Raw genomic sequence first — 17,663 nt, 5'->3', positions numbered from 1 at the left:
CGGGCTCCTCGCAACGAGGGCGAGAGGGCGCCTGCCCGCTTTGGACCTAAACCCGCGCGATCACCCGGCGCAGTCGGCGATGAGGCGGCGCATGAAGGCGACGCCGCGCTCGATCTCGTCGAGGGTGATGTACTCGTCCGGCTGGTGCGCCTGGTCGATGGAGCCGGGCCCGCACACGATGGTCGGAAGCCCGCCCTTCTGGAAGCGCCCGCCTTCCGTGGCGTAGGGCACCGTGATGGTGGAGTTGCGGCCGGCGAGCCGCAGCGCCAGGGTTTCGGCCACGGAACCGGGGTCAGGCGCCAGGCCCGGCACGTCGACGTCCAGCGTGGTCTCCACGGAGCCCGGCCAGCCTGCGCGAGTAAGGCGCGGGATCACGACGCGCCGGGCGTAGTCCTCCAGCATGCGGGCGGGCTCCGCCTCATCGGTCCCCGGAACGCCGCGGACCTCCCACTCGAAGCGGCAAAGCTTGGGCAGAATGTTGCGGGCGCTGCCGCCCTGGATGACGCCGACATGCACGGTGGTGAAAGGCGGATCGAAGCGCCCGGTGGGATCTCCCCGCTCCCGGAACACGTCCGCGATGCGGTCGAGCTCATGGACGAGCGCCGCCGCGCCGAAGATGGCGTTGGATCCCAGGTCCGGCTTGGACGAATGGGCCTCGTGGCCATGCACCGCCGTGGAGTAGGTGAAGACGCTCTTGTGGGCATCCGCAACCTGCAGCTCCGTGGGCTCGCCGACGATGACGGCCTGGGGCCGGGGCAGATCCACGCCCATGCGGCGGATCGTGTCCACCACGCCGAGGCAGGTCGTTTCCTCGTCGTAGCTCAGCATGATGTGGATGGGCGTCTTCAGCGCGGACGCCTGCATCTCGGGCACGAGTGAAAGCGCGATCGCCGCGAAGGCCTTCATATCCACGGCGCCGCGGCCATAGGCGCGTCCGTCGGCGACCCGGAGCGTGAAGGGATCGCTGGTCCAGGTCTGGCCCGCCACGGGCACCACGTCCGTGTGACCGGAGAGCACGACGCCGCCCCGGTCCGTCGGGCCGATCGTGGCGAAAAGAGCGGCCTTGTCGCCGGTCTGGTTCGGCACGCGCACGCTCTCGACCCCCAGGCCGGAGAGGTAATGCTCGACGAATTCAATCAGGGGAAGGTTCGAGCGCTGGCTCTCGGTGTTGAACGACACAAGCCGCTCGAGAAGGTGCAAGGGGGTCATGGGACTCTCGTTCATGGCGCCCAAACCTAGGGCGCTTCGCGCGCCGACTCCACCGGCAAGAATCGGTCCTGCGCAGGGCGTGAGCTGTTCCGCGCGAAATGCATGGCGCGACGGCTCGTCAGTGCATCACCCGGCGCTGGTTGGGCGTATCCAGCGAGAAGGCCGGGATCTCGACGGAGAAGGTCTCGCCCTCCTCGGTCTCCATGCCGTAGGCCCCTGACATGATCCCTTCCGGCGTCTCCAGCGGACATCCGCTGGTGTACTCGAAGCGCTCGCCGGGGCGCAGGCGCGGTTGCTTGCCGATCACGCCCTCGCCCCGCACTTCCTTCACGGCGCCGCTGGCGTCCCGGATGTGCCAGTGGCGGGTGCGCAGGGTGACGGTCTCGTCCCCGAGGTTCTCGATCTCCACCGTGTAGGACCAGAAATACTGGTTCTTCTCGGGCGCCGACTGCTCCTCCATGTAGGCGGGGGAGACGGTGACCTGGATATGGCGGGTGACGGCCCGGTACATGGAAGCGCGATCTCCTGCGCGGGAGCGAAGAGCCCGCCTCGTAATGCATTTCAGACGAAAGGGGAATGCGGCGGCGATGGCCAGAATCGCTCCCGGCCGCGCGCAGCACCCGCCAGGGTATCCGGCAAAAGGTGTGAGTCCGGCGCGCGCCGCCCTGGATCCCCTTCCCCCCGCGCCTGCGGCGCTCCGGCCGGGGATGACGGAGGGAATCCAGAAAGCGGGGAAATCATCAGGAGGGTCAGTTCACCCCCGCCCGGCCTGGACGAAGTCGGCGAGCAGGTCGTCCGGGTGCTCCAGGCCCACGGAGAGGCGCAGCATCCCGTCCGTGATGCCGAGTTGGGCGCGATCCGCGGGGCTGAGCCGCTGATGGGTGGTGGTGGCCGGGTGGGTGACGATGCTCTTGGCGTCGCCCAGGTTGTTGGAGATCTTCACGATCCTCAACCGGTTGCCGAAGGCGAAGGCGCCCGCCTTGCCGCCCTTCACCTCGAAGGCCACCATCGTGCCGCCGCTCGCCATCTGGCGCTGGGCGAGCGCGTGCTGGGGATGGTCGGCGCGGCCGGGATAGATCACCCGGCCGATCCCGGGCAGTTCGGCCAGCGTATCCGCGACGCGCGCCGCCGTGCGGGATTGGCGCTCGACGCGCAGCGACAGGGTCTCCAGGCCCTTCAGCAGCACCCAGGCGTTGAAGGGCGAGATAGCCGGGCCGGTTTGCCGCAGCAGGTTGTGGACATGGTCGGCGATGAACTGCTCGGATCCGAGGATCACACCGCCGAGACATCGGCCCTGGCCGTCGATGTGCTTGGTGGCCGAGTAGACCACGCAGTCGGCGCCGAGCCGCAGAGGCTTCTGGTGCATGGGCGTGGCGAGGACGTTATCCACCACGAGCTTCGCCTTGGCGTCATGCGCGATGGCGGCCACTGCGGCGATATCGATCACCTCCAGGGTCGGATTGGTCGGGCTTTCCAGGACGAACACCTTGGTGTTCGGCCGCACGGCTGAACGCCACTGGTCCAGGTCCGTGCCGTCGACCAGGGTCGAAGCCACGCCAAAGCGCGGCAGAAGGTCCTCCACAATGTAGCGGCAGGAGCCGAACAGCGCGCGGGCGGCCACCACGTGGTCGCCGGCCTTCACCTGGCCCATCAGGGCCGCGGTGACGGCGGCCATTCCGCTCGCGGTGGCGCGGGCCGCCTCGGCCCCTTCATGGAGCGCCATGCGGCGCTCGAACATGGAGACGGTGGGATTGGAGAAACGCGAATAGATGAAGCCCGGGTCCTCACCGTTGAAGCGGGCCTCGGCCGCCTCCATGGTGTCGTAGGCGAACCCCTGGGTGAGGAAGAGTCCTTCCGACAGCTCCCCAAACGACGAGCGCATCGTCCCGCCATGGACCAGCAGGGTGTCGGCGTGGAGGTTCTGCAGGTCGAAGCGGCTGTCTTGCGCGGGCATGGGCGCCTCCGGACACAAAAAATCCGGCCAGATCAAAGACCGAGCCGGACATGCGCCGTCCCGGCCTTTTAGCAGGTTTAACGTGGATGCAAGCCGGCCGGCACAAAGACCACGATCGTCCACAGGTGCTTACGCCCGGCAGCGTGCCTTGGTCAACCGGCAGTTTGGCGGGCCGAATCCGATTACGTGCTTGCGCCGTCCCTTCGATGCGATACAGGGGGGCATCCAGCCGCGCACAGCAGGACCAAGCCTTGACCTTCAAGCCGGGCATCCTCCCCTCGCAGTCGATCGAGGCCCTCGTGGCGGCGGGGCGCATCCGCGCCGAGGAGCCGCTGGCGCAGGGCCAGATCCAACCGGCGAGCCTCGACCTGCGCCTTGGGCGCCGGGCCTTCCGCGTGCGCGCCAGCTTTCTTCCGGGCCACAAGGCCAGCGTGGAGGAGCGGATCGCGCAGCTGTCCTTCCACGAGATCGACCTGACCCGCGGCGCGGTGCTGGAGACGGGAGCGGTCTACATCGCCGAGCTGCTGGAGAGCCTCGACCTGCCGCCGGAGCTCGCCGCGGGAGCCAACCCGAAGAGCTCCACCGGCCGCCTCGACGTGTTCACACGCGTCATCGCCAATGGCGCGCGCGAGTTCGACCAGATCGCGGCCGGCTATTCCGGCCCGCTGTTCCTGGAGATTTCGCCCCGCACCTTCCCGGTGCTGGCGCGCACCGGCTCCCGCCTGTCGCAGGTGCGGTTCCGCGCCGGTGCGGTGCGGCTGGACGACGCCGAGCTCGCCGCCCTGCATGCGCGCGACCGGCTCGTCACCTCCGCCGAGCCCTCCATCCAGAGCGGCATCGCGGTGAGCGTGGACCTGGAAGGCTTCGGGCCGGACAGGCTCGTCGGCTACCGGGCGAAACGCTATACGGGCCTCGTCGACGTGGACGCCGTGGGGGCGCGGGCCGTGGAGGACTACTGGGACCCGCTCTATCTCAAGAACGAGGGCGAGCTGATCCTGGATCCCGGGCAGTTCTACATCCTGGCCTCCAAGGAGGCCGTGCACGTTCCGCCGGACTTCGCGGCGGAGATGACGCCCTTCGACCCGCTGGTGGGCGAGTTTCGCGTTCACTACGCAGGCTTCTTCGATCCTGGCTTCGGGCACGCAGGCGCAGGCGGCGCCGGCAGCCGCGCGGTGCTGGAGGTCCGCTCGCGCGACGTGCCGTTCATTCTCGAGGACGGGCAGATCGTCGGCCGGCTCGTGTACGAGCGGATGGCGGAGCGCCCGGCGGCGCTTTACGGAGCGGGGCTGGGCTCCAACTACCAGGCCCAGGGGCTCAAGCTCTCCAAGCACTTCAAGGGCGGCTAGGCGGAGGCTGCGCCTTTGCTGTTTTCCCTGTCGGCCCCCATTGCGGCCGGCTCCGATTCAGCCCTATAAGACGGGGCGCGCGGGCGTAGTTCAGTGGTAGAACGACAGCTTCCCAAGCTGTATGTCGAGGGTTCGATTCCCTTCGCCCGCTCCAACCTTTCTCCTCCTCATCAGACACGTCGGGCTGCCGGTGTCGCCCACTCCACGCCGCCGGGCGATGGCGCTCTCATGCGCGCGTGATCGGCGACGCCGCCAAGATCAGCCCCGTGCGACCGCGGGTGAGTCAACCGCGAGGCGTGTGATCGGGCGCAACGAGAGCGGCTGCGTCCGGGTGCAATCTGCCCGCATGCGCCAGGGAGACACGTTCGACACCATCCACCACCGTAGCCCGATCGCCGGCCCCTTGCGCCCCGAAGGCTTCGGGCGCCTTCGCGGCCGAGGCTTGGGATCCCGCTGGCCGAGCTTCCGCTTCGATCAGATCGACCTGATGGCGGATGGCGTGATGGATACGTCCGGCTGCCGGAGCATCGATGAGGAGGGCCCGACCATGATGATGAACGGGTGGTCAATGGGAAGTTGGATGACGGGCATGGGCCTGATCTGGCTTTTGGTCGTCCTCTGTCTCGTGCTCGGGGCGGCTGCGCTTGTGAAGTACCTGATGCAGGACTGACGCGCGCCGCCCGGATGGGCGGCCCCTGCGGGGACGGCTTACAGTGGTCCTGCTCTGGGACAGGAGCCCGCGGGTGTTCGCCCGCTACCGGGGAGCGGACGCCCTCTGATGGAGCGTGCGCCGGCGCGCAAGTTCACGGCGCCGCGCCTCATGGCTGACGCCACCCCTGAGATCAATTCGCGAAACGCTTAGTCGCGTGGCGCCAAAGCGCCCCCACGGCGTGACCTGTGGGCCGCCGGGGCGACATCGGCTTCCCGCCCCCGGCTTGCTGGCCGGCGGCCTGCGCCTGGGTTTCCAGCAGCGAGGATATCGCCGATCCCCCTCCCCTCAGTCTTTAGGTGAAGATTTGGTCCGCCCGGCCCGGGCGCGAGGCCAGAGTGCCTACTTCAACAGGCGTATCACCCCCACAGCGACTTTACGGGCTTTCGAGAAGAGATCAGGTTATCTTCTCAACTTCCGGAAGTCTTCCTCATTAACCTTTCCGGAAGTCACAGCGAGCGATGCTGATTCCGCCCGCAATAGCCTGCGTGTGCCTCAAGGGAGGACCTGTGATGGCTGCAGCAATCCAAAGCGTTGATCTTGCCGTGCTGGGGCGCATGGGATTGATCTACTTCCATCTGCTGGCGGCTCTGGCCGCCGCCGGAGCCATTACGGCTGGCGACATGGCCATCCTTGGTCATGCGCACCTGGACCTCAAGCTCCTGGGTCATGCCGCACGATGCACCACCATCGCGCTGGTCGTCCTATGGATGACTGGCCTTTCGGTGATCCTGATCGACACGCACGCCGATCTGGCGCTGATCGCCGGATCGGGCAAGCTCCTGGCGAAGCTCTCGGTGGCGAGCGTGTTGACCCTCAATGGCGTCGCGCTGCATCGGGTCGGCTTCCCGGCGCTCGGCAGGGCCCACGCGAACCCGCGGCGGGCCGCCGTCCTGCCGTGCCTGCTGGGAGCGGTGAGCCTGAGCTCCTGGATGTTCGCGGCGTTTCTGGGCATCGCGAAACCGATCGCACCCGTCATGGGCTTCGGCGGATTCGCTGCGCTCTATGCGTGCGCCATCGTCGGGGGCGGGGCAGCCGCGCTGGCGTTCATCCGGCCGCGGCTCGCGGAAAAGCTGGACCGGCCGGACTCCCCCGGGCGCGAGCCGCGCCGCGGACTCGAGGGCCCCGCGGACATGAACCTGAGAGAAGCGGCGTGAGGCTGGTCCGAATGCGGCGCGCCCAAGCCTGCTGGGCGGGATCCTAGAAGCGGACATCACCGGGCGGCGTAGCGCGCCCGGGCGTCGTTGAGATGCCGGGTGATGGCGGCCACGGCGGCCACCATGTCCTTGCCTGCGATGGCGTCCACGATGGCGGCGTGCTCGGCGAAGCTCTTGCGGTTGTTCGCCTCGGTGTTCGCCAGGATGGGCCGCTCGTTGATGATCCACTCCACCACGGCGTCGTGCATGGCGACGAAGATCGGGTTTCGGGGCATTTCGGCCAGGACGCGGTGAAAGGCCACGTCGGTGCTCACGAAATCCGGCCCGGCCCCGATGGCGGCCCCGTTCGCGGCCAGCGCGTCCTTGAGGCGGGCCATGTCCTCCGCGGTGGCGTAACTGCAGGCGTGCGTGACGAGGAAGATCTCGAGCGCGAGGCGCGCCTGCTCGAAATGGTCGAGCCCTGCGGGCTGCTCCAGGAGGCGGCGGGCGGACGAGCCGAGTTCGTTGAGGAGATGGCGCGGGGTCGGACGCGTCACCTTGGGCCGCTCGCCGGCTCCGAGCTGGACGAGCCCCATCTTCTGCAGGGCGAACAGGGCCTCGCGGACGGAGGAGCGGCCGACGCCGAACAGCGCCATCAGCTCCCGCTCGGGCGGGAGGGAGGCTCCTGCCTTGTAGGTCCCGTTGCGGATCGCGGCCTCGAGGCGCTCGACGATCTGGTCCGACAGCTTCCGCTTCCGGACGGGACCGAGCACCTGACCGGCCATTCTTGGCTCCTCCCTGCTCCGGCTCATCAAGTTGGCGCTGCGGACTGCCTCGCCTTACCGGAAGGTATAACTCTCTGGCTCTGCTTGACAAGGACGCTTTGGTCTAGTTGTCATACCAGAACGTGCGGCCCGCCAGAGGCTCGCCGATCGCGCATGGGAGGAACGGGCATGACTGGATTCACGAGACGCACGGTCGTGGCGGGGCTCGCCGCGGGGGTGTTCATGCCGGCGGTCGGGGCGCGCGCGCAGTCGGCGACGATCCGCTGGGGCGAGTCCCTCGCCGCCAACCATCCCCAGGTGCTGATGGCCGAGCGCATCGCCAAGGACGTCAAGGACAAGAGCGGCGGCCGGCTTGAGATCCAGGTGTTCCCCAACGCCCAGCTGGGGACCGGCAAGGAGATGATGGACTCGGTGTCCGCCGGCGTGCTGCAGATGACCACCGAGGGCGCAGGGGCCGTCTCGGTGTTCCTGCCCCCGCTCTCGGTGTTCGAGGCCCCCTACCTCTGGCGCGACGCCGCGCACCTGGCCAAGGCGCAGGGCTCGCCCCTGTTCGCCAGGATGAACGAGGACCTGGCCGCCAAGCGCGGCATGAGGCTGCTGGCGGTCACCTATTACGGCAAGCGCCACCTCACCACCGGCTCGAAGCCCGTGCAGAAGCCTGCCGACGTGGCCGGCCTCAAGCTGAGGGTGCCGCCGGTGGACGTGTTCCGGGCCATGGTGGAGGCCTGGGGCGCTCAGGCGACGCCGATCGCATTCCCCGAACTCTACCTCGCCCTGAGTCAAGGTGCGGTCGACGGCCAGGAGAACCCCCTGCCCACCATTCAGAGCGGCAAGTTCTACGAGGTGCAGAAGCACCTCATCCTCACCCAGCACGTCATCACGCCGCGCCTGCCCATCGTCAACGAGGCGTTCTGGAAGGGCCTGCCCGCCGCCGACCGCGACCTCATCAAGGCCGCCATGGACGCCGCGGTCGCTTGGCAGAACCAGGAGCTGCTGAACCAGGAGGCGGCGCTGGTTGGCCAGCTCAAGACGGCCGGCATGTCAGTGGTCGAGCCCGACGTGGAGCTGTGGCGCAAGCCGGTCCTGGACGTTGTGCCGAAGCGCTTCGAGGAGCGCTGGGGCAAGGGAACCTTCGACGCCCTCGCCAACCTCTGAGGCGGGCATGGCGACGTCCCACCTGCGCGCGGGCTTCGACCGTGCGGTCGCCGCAATCGCGGCGCTGTTGCTCGTGGTCCTGCTCGGGGTCGTGACGCTCGGCATCGTCACCCGCGCGATCGGACGTCCCTTCAGCTGGACGGACGAAATAAGCGGCTACCTGATGGTCTGGGTGTCCTGCCTGGGCTGGATCCTGGCGACGCGCCACAACGCCCATATCCGGATCCGCTACTTCCAAGACAAGCTGCCGAAGGCGGCGTGGCGCGGGACCGAAACGGCGATCCAGGCTGCGCTCGCCGTGGCCGGGCTCGTGGTGGGCTGGGAAAGCGTCCTGCTGGTCCAGAAGAACTACGACATCGAGGCCGTGAGCATCCCGGTCTCCACCGCGTGGATCTATGCGCCGCTCGTCCCGGCCGGCTTCGTCACCGCCGCCCAGGCGATCGGCGACCTCGCGACCCGCGCCCTGCGCGGCCCCCACGCCCCGGACCCGTCGGCATGATCGCCCTGATGCTGAAGATCTCCGGCGCGTGGCTCATCGCCATCGTCGCCGGCATGCCGCTCTACGCATCGATGACCATCGCGGCGCTGGCGTTCCTTTACTTCGGAGGAGTGCCGGTCACCCTGCTGCCGCAGAAGATGGCCGGCGCCATGAATTCCTTTCCCATCGTGGCGGCGCCGCTGTTCATCCTGATGGGCAACATCCTGGCGCGGGCGCAGATCACGGACCGCATCGTCGCCTTCGCCAGCGCGGTGATCGGATGGGTCCGGGGCGGCTACGCCCACGCCAGCATTCTCACCAGCATGATCTTCGCCGGCATGGTGGGCTCCGCCGTGGCCGACGCAGCAGGTTCGGGCGCGATCGAGATCCGCGCCATGACCAAGGCCGGCTACAAGCCCGAGACGGCGGCCGCCATCACAGCGGCGGCCGCGACCATCGGGCCGATCATCCCGCCGTCGCTGCCGATGGTGATCTACGGCGTCTCGGCCGACGCTTCGATCGGCCGGCTGTTCATCGGCGGGCTGATTCCCGGGGTGCTCATGGGCCTGGCGCTCATGGTCATGGTCAGCATCGTGGCGCGACGCGAGGGCATGGCGCGCAAGCCTTTCGCCGGATGGGGCGAAATCTGGCGCACCTTCCTGCGCGGCTCCGGTGCCTTGATGACGCCTGCCCTGATCCTCGGCGGGATGTTCTCGGGCGTGTTCACGCCAACGGAGGCCGCCGCGGCCGCCTGCCTGTGGGCCTTGTTTCTCGGCTTCGTCGTCTACCGCACGCTCGAGGTGAAGGACCTCGGCCCGATCCTGGTCGACACGGTCGAGACCACCGGCCTGGTGACGGTGCTGGTGATGGCGGCCGGCGCGCTCGGCTGGTGCATGTCGATTTCCCGGCTGCCCCAGACCCTGGCGCCGATGATCGTCCACACCATCCACAGCCCGGTCGCGTTCCTGCTGCTGTGCAACCTCCTGCTGCTCGTCATCGGCTGCTTCATGGAGGCGCTGGCGGCGATGCTGATCCTGATCCCGATCCTGGTTCCGGCGGCGCTGAGCTATGGCATCGACCCGACCCAGTTCGGCGTCATGGTGATCCTCAACCTCATCCTGGGCACCATCCACCCGCCGATCGGGGTGGTGCTATTCGTGGTGACGCGCATCGCCGACGTGTCGTTCGAGACGATGTCGCGCGCCATCCTGCCTTGGCTCGTCCCGCTGCTGCTCGTTCTCGCCGCGATCACGCTGTGGCCGCCGTTCACCACGTGGTTGCCGAAGCTGGTGTTCGGCTAGGCTGGCGCGCTCGCTTCCAGCGGAGAAGCCGGGTTCCGCCCGCGCGGACCGAGGTGGGCCCGCCGGCGCACGGGTTGGCTCAGGCCCGCAGGACTCCGACGAGGGTGCGGCCGATCTCGGCGATGGCGGCGTTGCGCGCGTCCATCGAGGCCTCTGTCCCGGTGAGGTAGATCGCGGCGCACACAGGCTCCCGTCCCGGGGGCCAGATCGCCGCGAGCACGTTTCGCGTGCCGCGCCCTCCAGCCCCGGTGCGATCGGCGATCCGCCAACCCTGGGGCAGGCTCGCTCGCAGAAGCGGGCCACCGACCTGATTGGCCACAAGCCAATCCTGGAGCTGCCTGCGGGATTTCGGGGAGAGCACGTCGCCCAGGAGGAGCTTGCGCAGGCTGTCCGCGGCGGCGGCAGGGGTCGTGGTGTCGCGGGGATCGCCTGGCGCCGCTTCGTTCAGCTCGGTCTCGCGGCGGTCCAGACGGGTCGCCTCGTCGCCGATGCCGCGCATGAAGGCTGTCAGCCCTGCGGGCCCGCCGATGTTGTCGAGTATGAGGTTGCCGGCCGCGTTGTCGCTCAGAGCCGTCGCGGCCGCGCACAGGTCGCCGAGCGTCATGGCGCCGCCGACATGCTTCTCGACCACGGGCGAATACGTGACGAGGTCGCTGCTTCTGATCGCAACCTCATCGCCCAGCCGCTTTTGGCCGCCGTCAACGCGGGCGAGCAGCGCGGCGCACGCGAACGCCTTGAAGGTGCTCGCGATCGGAAAGCGCTCTTCAGCCCTGTGCGACCAGCGACGCCCTGACCCGACTTCAAACACGCTGGCGCCGACCCGGGCGCCCAGTCGTGCTTCAACCTCGCGGATCGTGGCGACCAGCGGATCGGCCGTTTCGGCCATGGCGGCCGGAGGCAAAGCGAGGGCAGCCGTCGCGGCCACGCTCCGAACGACAAGGGTGCGGCGAGTCATCAGGTCGGTCACGCGAGGGCTCCTTGGGGCGCGCTCCGATGGAGCGCCTAACGAATTGGGGGACATGGTGGCGGATTTCGGGGCGGGAGCCGCCCGCACGAGGCCTCAAGGGCCGGAACGATGCTGTCGCGCGCGCGATTGAGAAAGGGTTTCTGGCCAGGGTCGCCCTGGCGTTCGGAGTTGGACAGGCTTGAAGCTCGCCACTTTCAACGTCAATGGCGTCAACGGGCGCCTGCCGGTTCTTCTACGCTGGCTTGAGGAAGCAAAGCCCGAGGTGGTCTGCCTGCAGGAGCTCAAGGCGCCGCAGGAGAAGTTTCCGGCCGCCGCGCTGGAGAAGGCGGGCTATGGCGCGATCTGGCAGGGCCAGAAGAGCTGGAACGGAGTCGCATTGCTGGCCAGGGGCGTCGCCCCGCAGGAAACACGTCGCGGCCTTCCGGGCGATCCGGAGGATGAACAGAGCCGGTACATCGAAGGGGTGGTGGCCGGCGTCCTCGTCGGCTGCCTCTACCTGCCCAACGGCAACCCGGCTCCCGGACCGAAATTCGACTACAAGCTGCGCTGGTTCGACAGGCTGAAAAATTACGCGGCTGACCTGCTTGCGCACGACATCCCGGTCGTGCTGGCCGGCGACTTCAACGTGATGCCGACCGACCTGGACGTCTACAAGCCGGAGCGCTGGCGCGATGACGCTCTGTTCCGCCCCGAGGTCCGGGACGCCTACGCCGAGCTTGTCGCCCAGGGGTGGACAGATTGCCTGAGGGCGCTCCATCCGGATGAACGCATCTACACGTTCTGGGACTACTTCCGGAACGCGTTCGGACGCGACGCCGGGCTTCGCATCGACCACCTCCTGGTCGGCCCCGCCCTCCAGGACCAGGTGCGCGCAGCCGACGTGGACAGGCACGTGCGCGGCTGGGAGAAGGCGAGCGATCATGCGCCGGTCTGGATCCAGCTTGCCGAACCGGGCGACGGACCTGAGTGACGCGGCAGCTGTTTGACCGCCGGGCGGAGCCAGCCCGGGCTCGACTACCTCTGTTGGCAAAATGGCGAGCTACATGGGACCGTGTGAGACTGCCGCCGGCATTCATCCAGCAGGAGGAAGCCATGCTCTTCATGCTCAAGTGGAGCGAGAAGCCTCAGGGGTCCCCGTCGGCTTATGATGACGCACAGAAGCGAATCCTGGCCTTGTTCAGCCACTGGGATGTCGGCCCAGACGTCACGATTCACCAGTTCCTCACTCGAGTCGGCACGTTCAGCGGGTACATGGTCGTGGAGACGAGCGATCTCGCCAACTTGCACAGGATCTCCACGATCTACTCGACATTCAAGGTCGAGATCGAGCCTGTGATCGACGTGACCACGGCCACCAAGGTGGGGGCTGAAGGCGTGCATATGCGAGAGCAGTTGCTTCAGCGGCATTGATCGAAAGCGCCTCAAGCAGGCGCGAGGAGGCTTCCCGATGACGATCTCCGACCTGATCGCCGAGCTGGAGGAGCTTCGCGACGAGGTGGGCGGGGACGCTCCAGTTGCGATCGAGCGCGTCGCCCACGTTTTTGAAGACTTGGCCATCTGGACGGATCTCGCCATGAGGCAAGGAGCCGGTTGGCGCCTGGCCAGAGACGCTGAGCATGGGACCGCGACCCTGGTCGTGGTGCTCGGCTGATTTCCAGAGCGGTCGCGGCACAGCCTTGTCGCGCTGAAGTGGCCGAGCACACGATCCTCGGCGCGCTAACCATGCGGTGTTGGGCTGGCTGCTGCGCTTTGACAGGGCCTCACTCCGATTCGAGAATACCTGAGCGTCGTCAGCCCCCTGGCGGCATCGAGGCGTTCGCCTCGCCCTTGTTGGACGGCACAAAGGAGTTCTGCATGCGTCTCCACGCCCGTTGGACCATGGTCCCCTTCGCAGCCCTGGTCTCGCTCGTCGGGACTGCGACAGCCGCGGGGGCCGCCCAGTGCGGCAACTCCGCAGGGGGGTTCGAGGCCTGGAAGCAGGAATTCGCCAGCGAGGCGCGGGCGCGGGGCGTGGGGCCAACGGCCATCTCCGCCCTGATGAGCACGCACTACGCCACGGCCACCATCGCGGCGGACCGCGGGCAACACAGCTTCCGCCTGTCGCTGGACCAGTTCCTCGCGAAGCGCGGCGGCGCGGCGATCGTGTCGCGCGGACGCAGCCTTAAGCAGTCGCATTCGGCCATGTTCGCATCCATCGAGCAGCGCTACGGCGTGCCGCCTGGCCCGCTGATCGCGATCTGGGGCATGGAGACCGCCTTCGGCTCCCAGCGCGGCAACCAGAACACGCTCTCGGCCGTAGCCACGCTGGCGTATGACTGCCGGCGGTCCGCCTTCTTCACCGACCAGCTCTACGCCGCGCTCACCCTGGTCGACCGGGGCATCCTGACGGCCAGCACGCGCGGGTCCATGCACGGCGAGATCGGCCAGACCCAGTTCATGCCGAAGAACATCCTCAACTATGGCGTGGGCGGAAACCTGGACGTCACCGCCAACGCGCTGGCCTCCACGGCGAACTTCCTCAAGGCCCACGGCTGGCGCGCCGGCGCGGGCTACCAGCCGGGCGAAGCCAACTTCGCCGCCATCCAGGCCTGGAACGCGGCGTCAGTGTACCAGCGCGCCATCGCGCATATCGCCAGCCAGATCGACTGACGAGGCGCGCCCCCGGGATCGCCGGGGGCGCTTGCCCCTACTTGCGCATCAGCGACATCAACATGCAGGCGACCAGACCCACGCCGACCGCGGCGGCGAGCGGCTCCTTGGAAGCCTGGCTGCTCAGCCGGTTGGCGTAGTCGCGCCCCATGTCGTAGGCGCCGCTGAAGTCATAGTCGCCAAAGCGGCTGCGGGCCTGATCGGCGTAGTCGCTCGCCATGTCGCGGGCCATGTCGCGCGCCTGGCGGTACTGCGGCCGGAAATCGTAGTCGGACGACCGGCTCGGCCGGAACAGCGCATAGGCCACGAGGGCCCCGATGGCGGCCGTCGCGAAAGGATGCGACGTCACCGTGTCATAGGCGTATTCGCCGCCCTGGCGGGCCATGCGCGCCGCATCGTCCGTCGACATGTTGCGCACCGCGTCCGTGGCGTCGCTGACCTTCTGGCGCGCCGTATCGGCAGCCCTGGACGCCATGTCGGTGACATTGCCCAACGCGCCCGTGCCGGCGCCTTCGTTCTCAGCCATGTTCGCCTCCTTCTCGTGTTTGGAGGCATGGCAACGGGCGAAGGCCGAGCCTGTTCCAGCGGAACCGCGTTTCGCAGCCCCCGCCCGGGGCGGAGGCTGCGCTTGCTACTGCACCAGCTTGGAGCCGTTCTGGAGGGTGGCCAGCGGCTGCGAAGGCTGCATCTTGCTCGTGTCCACCCTGGTCGTCGTGGAGCCGGCGAACTTGATCTGGTCGGCGATGATCGGCATGAACGCGCTCGACTGGCCGAAGCTGCTGCCGCCGTTGAGGGTGAGCGTCTGGGTGGGCGTATAGATGGCGCCCGTGAGGGTCATGTTGGCGCCGCCGTTCAGGGTGTTGCCGGCGCCCACGTTGGACGCCTTGTCCTGCACGAGCAGCATGCCCGAATAGGTGCCGCTCGTCGGGGCTGAGAGATTGATGGTGCCCCCGGCGTTGAGCGTGAAGCCTGCGTTGCTCCCCGTCATGTAGAAGGTGACGCCGGAGCCCGAGACGCTGCCCTGGCTGTTGAGGGTGAGCGGGCCGTCCTTGATGATGTAGACGCCCGGCGAGAGGGTGACCGTCCCCTTGATGGTCAGGCCGCCGCAATAGACGCCCGGCCCGAGCGCCTTGGTCTGGCTCGGCTGCACCTGCATGTTGTTGTAGGCGCAGCCGCTTCCGGAGGCGGCCGGCAGGGCGGCGAAGGGGTCGGAGACCGGGAAGCACCCCGTCAGCGGCGCGGGCGTGAGCCCGGTTCCTCCGGCGACGCCTCCAACCGCGCAGAACCCGGCCGCGCTGACGACCGCGCCGCCCTGGATGGAGATGGCGCTGGGGCTCGCCGAATTGCTGTAGAGGGCGCAGCCGTCGGCCGCCAGCGTGGACGAGCCCGAGATGGTGATCGCGCCGCTGACCGAGCGGTTCAGGGCCAGGACGCAGGAGGAGGGCCCGCTGCGGGTCGGCTTGGCGGAGGATTTCACGCGGGCCGGGATGGTCGCGATGCCGGCGATGCCCAGCATCGACGTGCGGACGTCGAGGCTGGCCGTGACGGTCGTGGTCTGGCCATCCCAGGCGACGTTCACGGCGGGGGCGCCGGCCGACGCGTCGGTGAACATGGCCTGGGCGGCGCTGAGCCGCTGGGCGCCCGTGGCCAGCGCGCCCATGCTGGAGACGCGCAGCGCGGCGGCGTCGGCCTCGGCCTGCAGCTTCATCTGCACGGCGTATGCCTTGGAGAAGTCGACTGCGCCCGCCACCACGGCGGTCATGGGAACGCTGGCGACGGCGAAGACGATCGCAGCGGAGCCGGCGACATCCCGGCGAAAGGCTTGCAATGCACGCACGTTGAGGCCCTCTGCAACTCTCGGTTGCTAAGAGCCTGCCGCAAACCTTTCTAAAAGGTGTTTCCGAGCGGGGCTAAAGTTAAGGGATTTTAATCGGAAAAAATACGAGTCCTTTTGTTCGCATTCCCGGGCGGCTGGCCCCCTTCCCTCCGGGCGCTGACGATGGCTGAAACCTCAGGCGCGGGGCGCAGTCGTCCTCGGCCGGGGCCCAGCCCCGCTTGTTCCGGTGGCCGCCCCCCTCAGCGTCCGCCGTAGAAATAGTCCACCAGCAGCAGCGACAGTGCCGGCACATAGGTGCACAGCAGGAGCACGAGCACCAAGGCCAGGATGAAGGGCAGGTTGACCTTCGTGGTCTCCCAGATGTCCGCCTTGGCGATCGAGCACGCGGCGATGAGGACGCTGGCAACGGGCGGCGTCTGCTGGCCGATGGCGAGGTTCAGCGTCACCACCATGCCGAAGTGAATCGGGTCGATCCCGACGGCGGTGACCATGGGCATCACGATCGGCACGACCAGAATGATGGCGGCGGCCGAGTGGAGGAACATGCCCAGGATCAGGAAGGCTATGTTGAGCAGTAGCAGCACCGCGTATTTGTTCGTCGTGACGCCGCTGACGGCGTGCGCCAGGGCCTGCGGCAGCTTGGCCTCGGTCAGGAAGGTGCTGATGAGGGCGGAGGAGGCGACCAGCAGCATCACGACGGCCGTCTGAAGCCCCGCGTCGAGCAGCGCCTTTCGCAACTCCCGCCCGCTGAGCTCGCGGTACACGACGGTGCTGACGAACAGCGCCGCCGCGACCGCAAGGCCCGCGCCCTCCGTGGCGGTGACGAAGCCGCCGAACATGCCGCCGAGAATCACGAGGGGCAGGACAAAGGCCCAGATCGCCTCCTTGAAGGTCTTCCAGACGTTGGCGAGGGCGAAGCGCTCCTCCACGGGAAAATTGTAGCGCACCGCCTGCACGTAGGCGGCGACCGCCAGGCCGATCGCGCCGAGCAGGCCCGGCAGGAAGCCCGCCACGAAGAGCTTCACCACCGAGGTGTTCGCCATGACGGCATAGAGCACCATCGGAATGGAGGGCGGGATGATGATGGCGAGCGAGGCCGCCGAAGAGCACACCGCGGCCGAGAACTCCCGGGAGTAGCCGCGCTTGCGCATGGCCGGGATCAGGATGCTGCCCAGGGCCGCCACGTCGGCCACCGCCGAGCCGGAGATCTCGGCGAAGAAAAGCGAAGTGGCGATGGCCACCATGGACAGGCCGCCGCGGACAAAACCCACGAGGGCCGACGCAAAGGCGATGAGCCGCCGCGAGATCGACGAGGCGTTCATGACGCCGCCCGCAAGCACGAAAAGCGGGATGGCGAGCAGCGGGAAGGACCCGGCGCCCTCGTGCATGACGAGTGCGACGTTGGGCAGCATGCCTGCGCCCTGCGTGAGCACGATGGCGAGCACCGCGACCAGCCCCAGGGCGACCGCAATCGGCACGTTCAGGGCCGCAAGGCCCAGCATGCCTGCAAGCATCAGGCCGATGGTCATGGCGCCGCGCTCCCGGTGACGGCGCGGCCGAGCGCGGCGCCGGAAGCCTGGGACCGGTCGGCTTCGGCCGCGTTCAGGGCCTCCTCGATCTCGTGGTCCACGAAGCCCTCGCCCGCTGCGGCCTTGAGCAGTTCCGGCAGGCGCAGCGCCTCGGCGATCATGAAAAGAACGGCTCCGATGGGGATGGACGACTGCGTCAGCCGCAGAGGCACCTCCGGCAGGCTCACCATGTGGTCGCCGGCCAGCACGTCCAGCACCTCGAACCCCGTCCAGGCCAGGAGGCCGAAAAACAGGAACACGCAGGCCTCCGAGAAGATCGTGGCGGCCACGCGCAGCCTGGGCGGAAAGGCATTCACCAGGCCGGCGAATCCGATGTGAGCGCCCTTCAGGGCTGCCAGCGCGCTGCCGTAATAGGTCAGCCAAACCAGACCGATGGACGCGGTCTCGTCGTACCAGACCAGGGAGGCGCCGAGATAGCGGCAGGCGGCCCCAAGGACGATCAGGATCGTGAGCGCGCCGACAAGGGCGATCACGATCCATTCGAGGAAGCGCTCGAAGGCGTTGCGGATGGAAGCGAGGCTTTGCAAGGGGGAGGCCTTTCGCAGCGG

The 17,663-nt window shown here is 68.2% G+C and carries 19 protein-coding genes, 1 tRNA gene and 1 riboswitch; of the genes, 11 read left to right on the top strand and 9 right to left on the bottom strand.

What is annotated here, in order from left to right; all coding sequences use genetic code 11:
• Positions 1 to 60: 60 nt before the first annotated feature.
• The 3 genes from argE to SLNSH_RS02190 all read right to left on the bottom strand — a co-directional run bounded on the left by argE (position 61) and on the right by SLNSH_RS02190 (position 3,163).
• A complete protein-coding gene (argE, locus tag SLNSH_RS02200) occupies positions 61 to 1,209 on the bottom strand; it encodes an acetylornithine deacetylase (protein WP_245421971.1) in 1,149 nt (382 codons plus the stop codon).
• Between the two features lie 118 nt (positions 1,210 to 1,327).
• On the bottom strand, positions 1,328 to 1,720 hold the full coding sequence (apaG, locus tag SLNSH_RS02195) for a Co2+/Mg2+ efflux protein ApaG (RefSeq protein ID WP_106335020.1): 393 nt from the start codon (positions 1,718 to 1,720) through the stop codon (positions 1,328 to 1,330).
• A gap of 243 nt (positions 1,721 to 1,963) precedes the next feature.
• Positions 1,964 to 3,163 (bottom strand): O-succinylhomoserine sulfhydrylase, encoded by a 1,200-nt coding sequence (locus SLNSH_RS02190; RefSeq protein ID WP_106335019.1) that lies wholly within the window; start codon positions 3,161 to 3,163, stop codon positions 1,964 to 1,966.
• Between the two features lie 48 nt (positions 3,164 to 3,211).
• Positions 3,212 to 3,286, bottom strand: a riboswitch (SAM riboswitch).
• Positions 3,287 to 3,369: 83 nt separating this feature from the next.
• Between SLNSH_RS02190 and SLNSH_RS02185 the strand changes: the two genes are divergently transcribed.
• The 4 genes from SLNSH_RS02185 to SLNSH_RS02170 all read left to right on the top strand — a co-directional run bounded on the left by SLNSH_RS02185 (position 3,370) and on the right by SLNSH_RS02170 (position 6,375).
• Entirely contained in the window at positions 3,370 to 4,509 is a 1,140-nt protein-coding gene (locus tag SLNSH_RS02185) for a 2'-deoxycytidine 5'-triphosphate deaminase (RefSeq protein ID WP_106335018.1), read from the top strand.
• 79 nt (positions 4,510 to 4,588) lie between these two features.
• Positions 4,589 to 4,663 (top strand) — tRNA-Gly (locus SLNSH_RS02180).
• A 192-nt stretch (positions 4,664 to 4,855) separates the two neighbouring features.
• Positions 4,856 to 5,179: a hypothetical protein gene (locus SLNSH_RS02175; RefSeq protein WP_106335017.1), complete on the top strand. Its 324-nt coding sequence runs from the start codon at positions 4,856 to 4,858 to the stop codon at positions 5,177 to 5,179.
• Between the two features lie 551 nt (positions 5,180 to 5,730).
• Complete coding sequence (locus SLNSH_RS02170; RefSeq protein ID WP_146140161.1) at positions 5,731 to 6,375, top strand: hypothetical protein; 645 nt, start codon at positions 5,731 to 5,733, stop codon at positions 6,373 to 6,375.
• A 56-nt stretch (positions 6,376 to 6,431) separates the two neighbouring features.
• On the opposite strand, the gene nanR is transcribed toward SLNSH_RS02170, so the two are convergent.
• Positions 6,432 to 7,139, bottom strand: a complete 708-nt coding sequence (nanR, locus tag SLNSH_RS02165; RefSeq protein WP_245421969.1) for a transcriptional regulator NanR — start codon at positions 7,137 to 7,139, stop codon at positions 6,432 to 6,434.
• 168 nt (positions 7,140 to 7,307) lie between these two features.
• Here nanR and SLNSH_RS02160 point away from each other — a divergent pair, with 168 nt between their 5' ends.
• The 3 genes from SLNSH_RS02160 to SLNSH_RS02150 are packed head-to-tail and all read left to right on the top strand — an operon-like array spanning position 7,308 to position 10,073.
• Positions 7,308 to 8,294: a sialic acid TRAP transporter substrate-binding protein SiaP gene (locus SLNSH_RS02160; RefSeq protein ID WP_106335015.1), complete on the top strand. Its 987-nt coding sequence runs from the start codon at positions 7,308 to 7,310 to the stop codon at positions 8,292 to 8,294.
• Positions 8,295 to 8,301: 7 nt separating this feature from the next.
• Entirely contained in the window at positions 8,302 to 8,793 is a 492-nt protein-coding gene (locus tag SLNSH_RS02155) for a TRAP transporter small permease (RefSeq protein ID WP_106335014.1), read from the top strand.
• Complete coding sequence (locus SLNSH_RS02150) at positions 8,790 to 10,073, top strand: TRAP transporter large permease (RefSeq protein WP_106335013.1); 1,284 nt, start codon at positions 8,790 to 8,792, stop codon at positions 10,071 to 10,073. Before SLNSH_RS02155 ends, SLNSH_RS02150 begins: the two co-directional genes overlap by 4 nt.
• 79 nt (positions 10,074 to 10,152) lie before the next feature.
• Here SLNSH_RS02150 and bla read toward each other — a convergent pair whose 3' ends face one another.
• On the bottom strand, positions 10,153 to 11,028 hold the full coding sequence (bla, locus tag SLNSH_RS02145) for a class A beta-lactamase (protein WP_106335166.1): 876 nt from the start codon (positions 11,026 to 11,028) through the stop codon (positions 10,153 to 10,155).
• 190 nt (positions 11,029 to 11,218) lie between these two features.
• Between bla and xth the strand changes: the two genes are divergently transcribed.
• The 4 genes from xth (at position 11,219) to SLNSH_RS02125 (ending at position 13,689) form a co-directional block, all read left to right on the top strand.
• Positions 11,219 to 12,010, top strand: coding sequence for an exodeoxyribonuclease III (gene xth / locus SLNSH_RS02140; RefSeq protein WP_106335012.1), 792 nt, complete (start codon positions 11,219 to 11,221; stop codon positions 12,008 to 12,010).
• A 122-nt stretch (positions 12,011 to 12,132) separates the two neighbouring features.
• Entirely contained in the window at positions 12,133 to 12,450 is a 318-nt protein-coding gene (locus SLNSH_RS02135) for a DUF3303 domain-containing protein (RefSeq protein WP_106335011.1), read from the top strand.
• Positions 12,451 to 12,487: 37 nt separating this feature from the next.
• Complete coding sequence (locus SLNSH_RS02130) at positions 12,488 to 12,691, top strand: hypothetical protein (RefSeq protein WP_106335010.1); 204 nt, start codon at positions 12,488 to 12,490, stop codon at positions 12,689 to 12,691.
• 227 nt (positions 12,692 to 12,918) lie between these two features.
• The gene (locus SLNSH_RS02125; protein WP_245421993.1) at positions 12,919 to 13,689 is read left to right on the top strand and encodes a lytic murein transglycosylase; all 771 of its coding nucleotides are present in this window, start codon (positions 12,919 to 12,921) and stop codon (positions 13,687 to 13,689) included.
• A 37-nt stretch (positions 13,690 to 13,726) separates the two neighbouring features.
• On the opposite strand, the gene SLNSH_RS02120 is transcribed toward SLNSH_RS02125, so the two are convergent.
• The 4 genes from SLNSH_RS02120 to SLNSH_RS02105 all read right to left on the bottom strand — a co-directional run bounded on the left by SLNSH_RS02120 (position 13,727) and on the right by SLNSH_RS02105 (position 17,642).
• Positions 13,727 to 14,215 (bottom strand): hypothetical protein, encoded by a 489-nt coding sequence (locus SLNSH_RS02120; RefSeq protein WP_106335008.1) that lies wholly within the window; start codon positions 14,213 to 14,215, stop codon positions 13,727 to 13,729.
• A 105-nt stretch (positions 14,216 to 14,320) separates the two neighbouring features.
• On the bottom strand, positions 14,321 to 15,526 hold the full coding sequence (locus SLNSH_RS02115; protein ID WP_146140160.1) for a TadE/TadG family type IV pilus assembly protein: 1,206 nt from the start codon (positions 15,524 to 15,526) through the stop codon (positions 14,321 to 14,323).
• 239 nt (positions 15,527 to 15,765) lie between these two features.
• On the bottom strand, positions 15,766 to 17,055 hold the full coding sequence (locus tag SLNSH_RS02110) for a TRAP transporter large permease (RefSeq protein ID WP_196240198.1): 1,290 nt from the start codon (positions 17,053 to 17,055) through the stop codon (positions 15,766 to 15,768).
• The gene (locus tag SLNSH_RS02105; protein WP_106335006.1) at positions 17,052 to 17,642 is read right to left on the bottom strand and encodes a TRAP transporter small permease; all 591 of its coding nucleotides are present in this window, start codon (positions 17,640 to 17,642) and stop codon (positions 17,052 to 17,054) included. The genes SLNSH_RS02110 and SLNSH_RS02105 overlap by 4 nt, the downstream gene beginning before the upstream one ends.
• Positions 17,643 to 17,663 lie beyond the last annotated feature (21 nt).

Source organism: Alsobacter soli, from assembly GCF_003004785.1.
Classification (GTDB): domain Bacteria; phylum Pseudomonadota; class Alphaproteobacteria; order Rhizobiales; family Beijerinckiaceae; genus Alsobacter; species Alsobacter soli.
The sequence above is the reverse complement of the archived record's forward strand: the minus strand, read 5'-3'. Positions and strand labels throughout refer to the sequence as shown.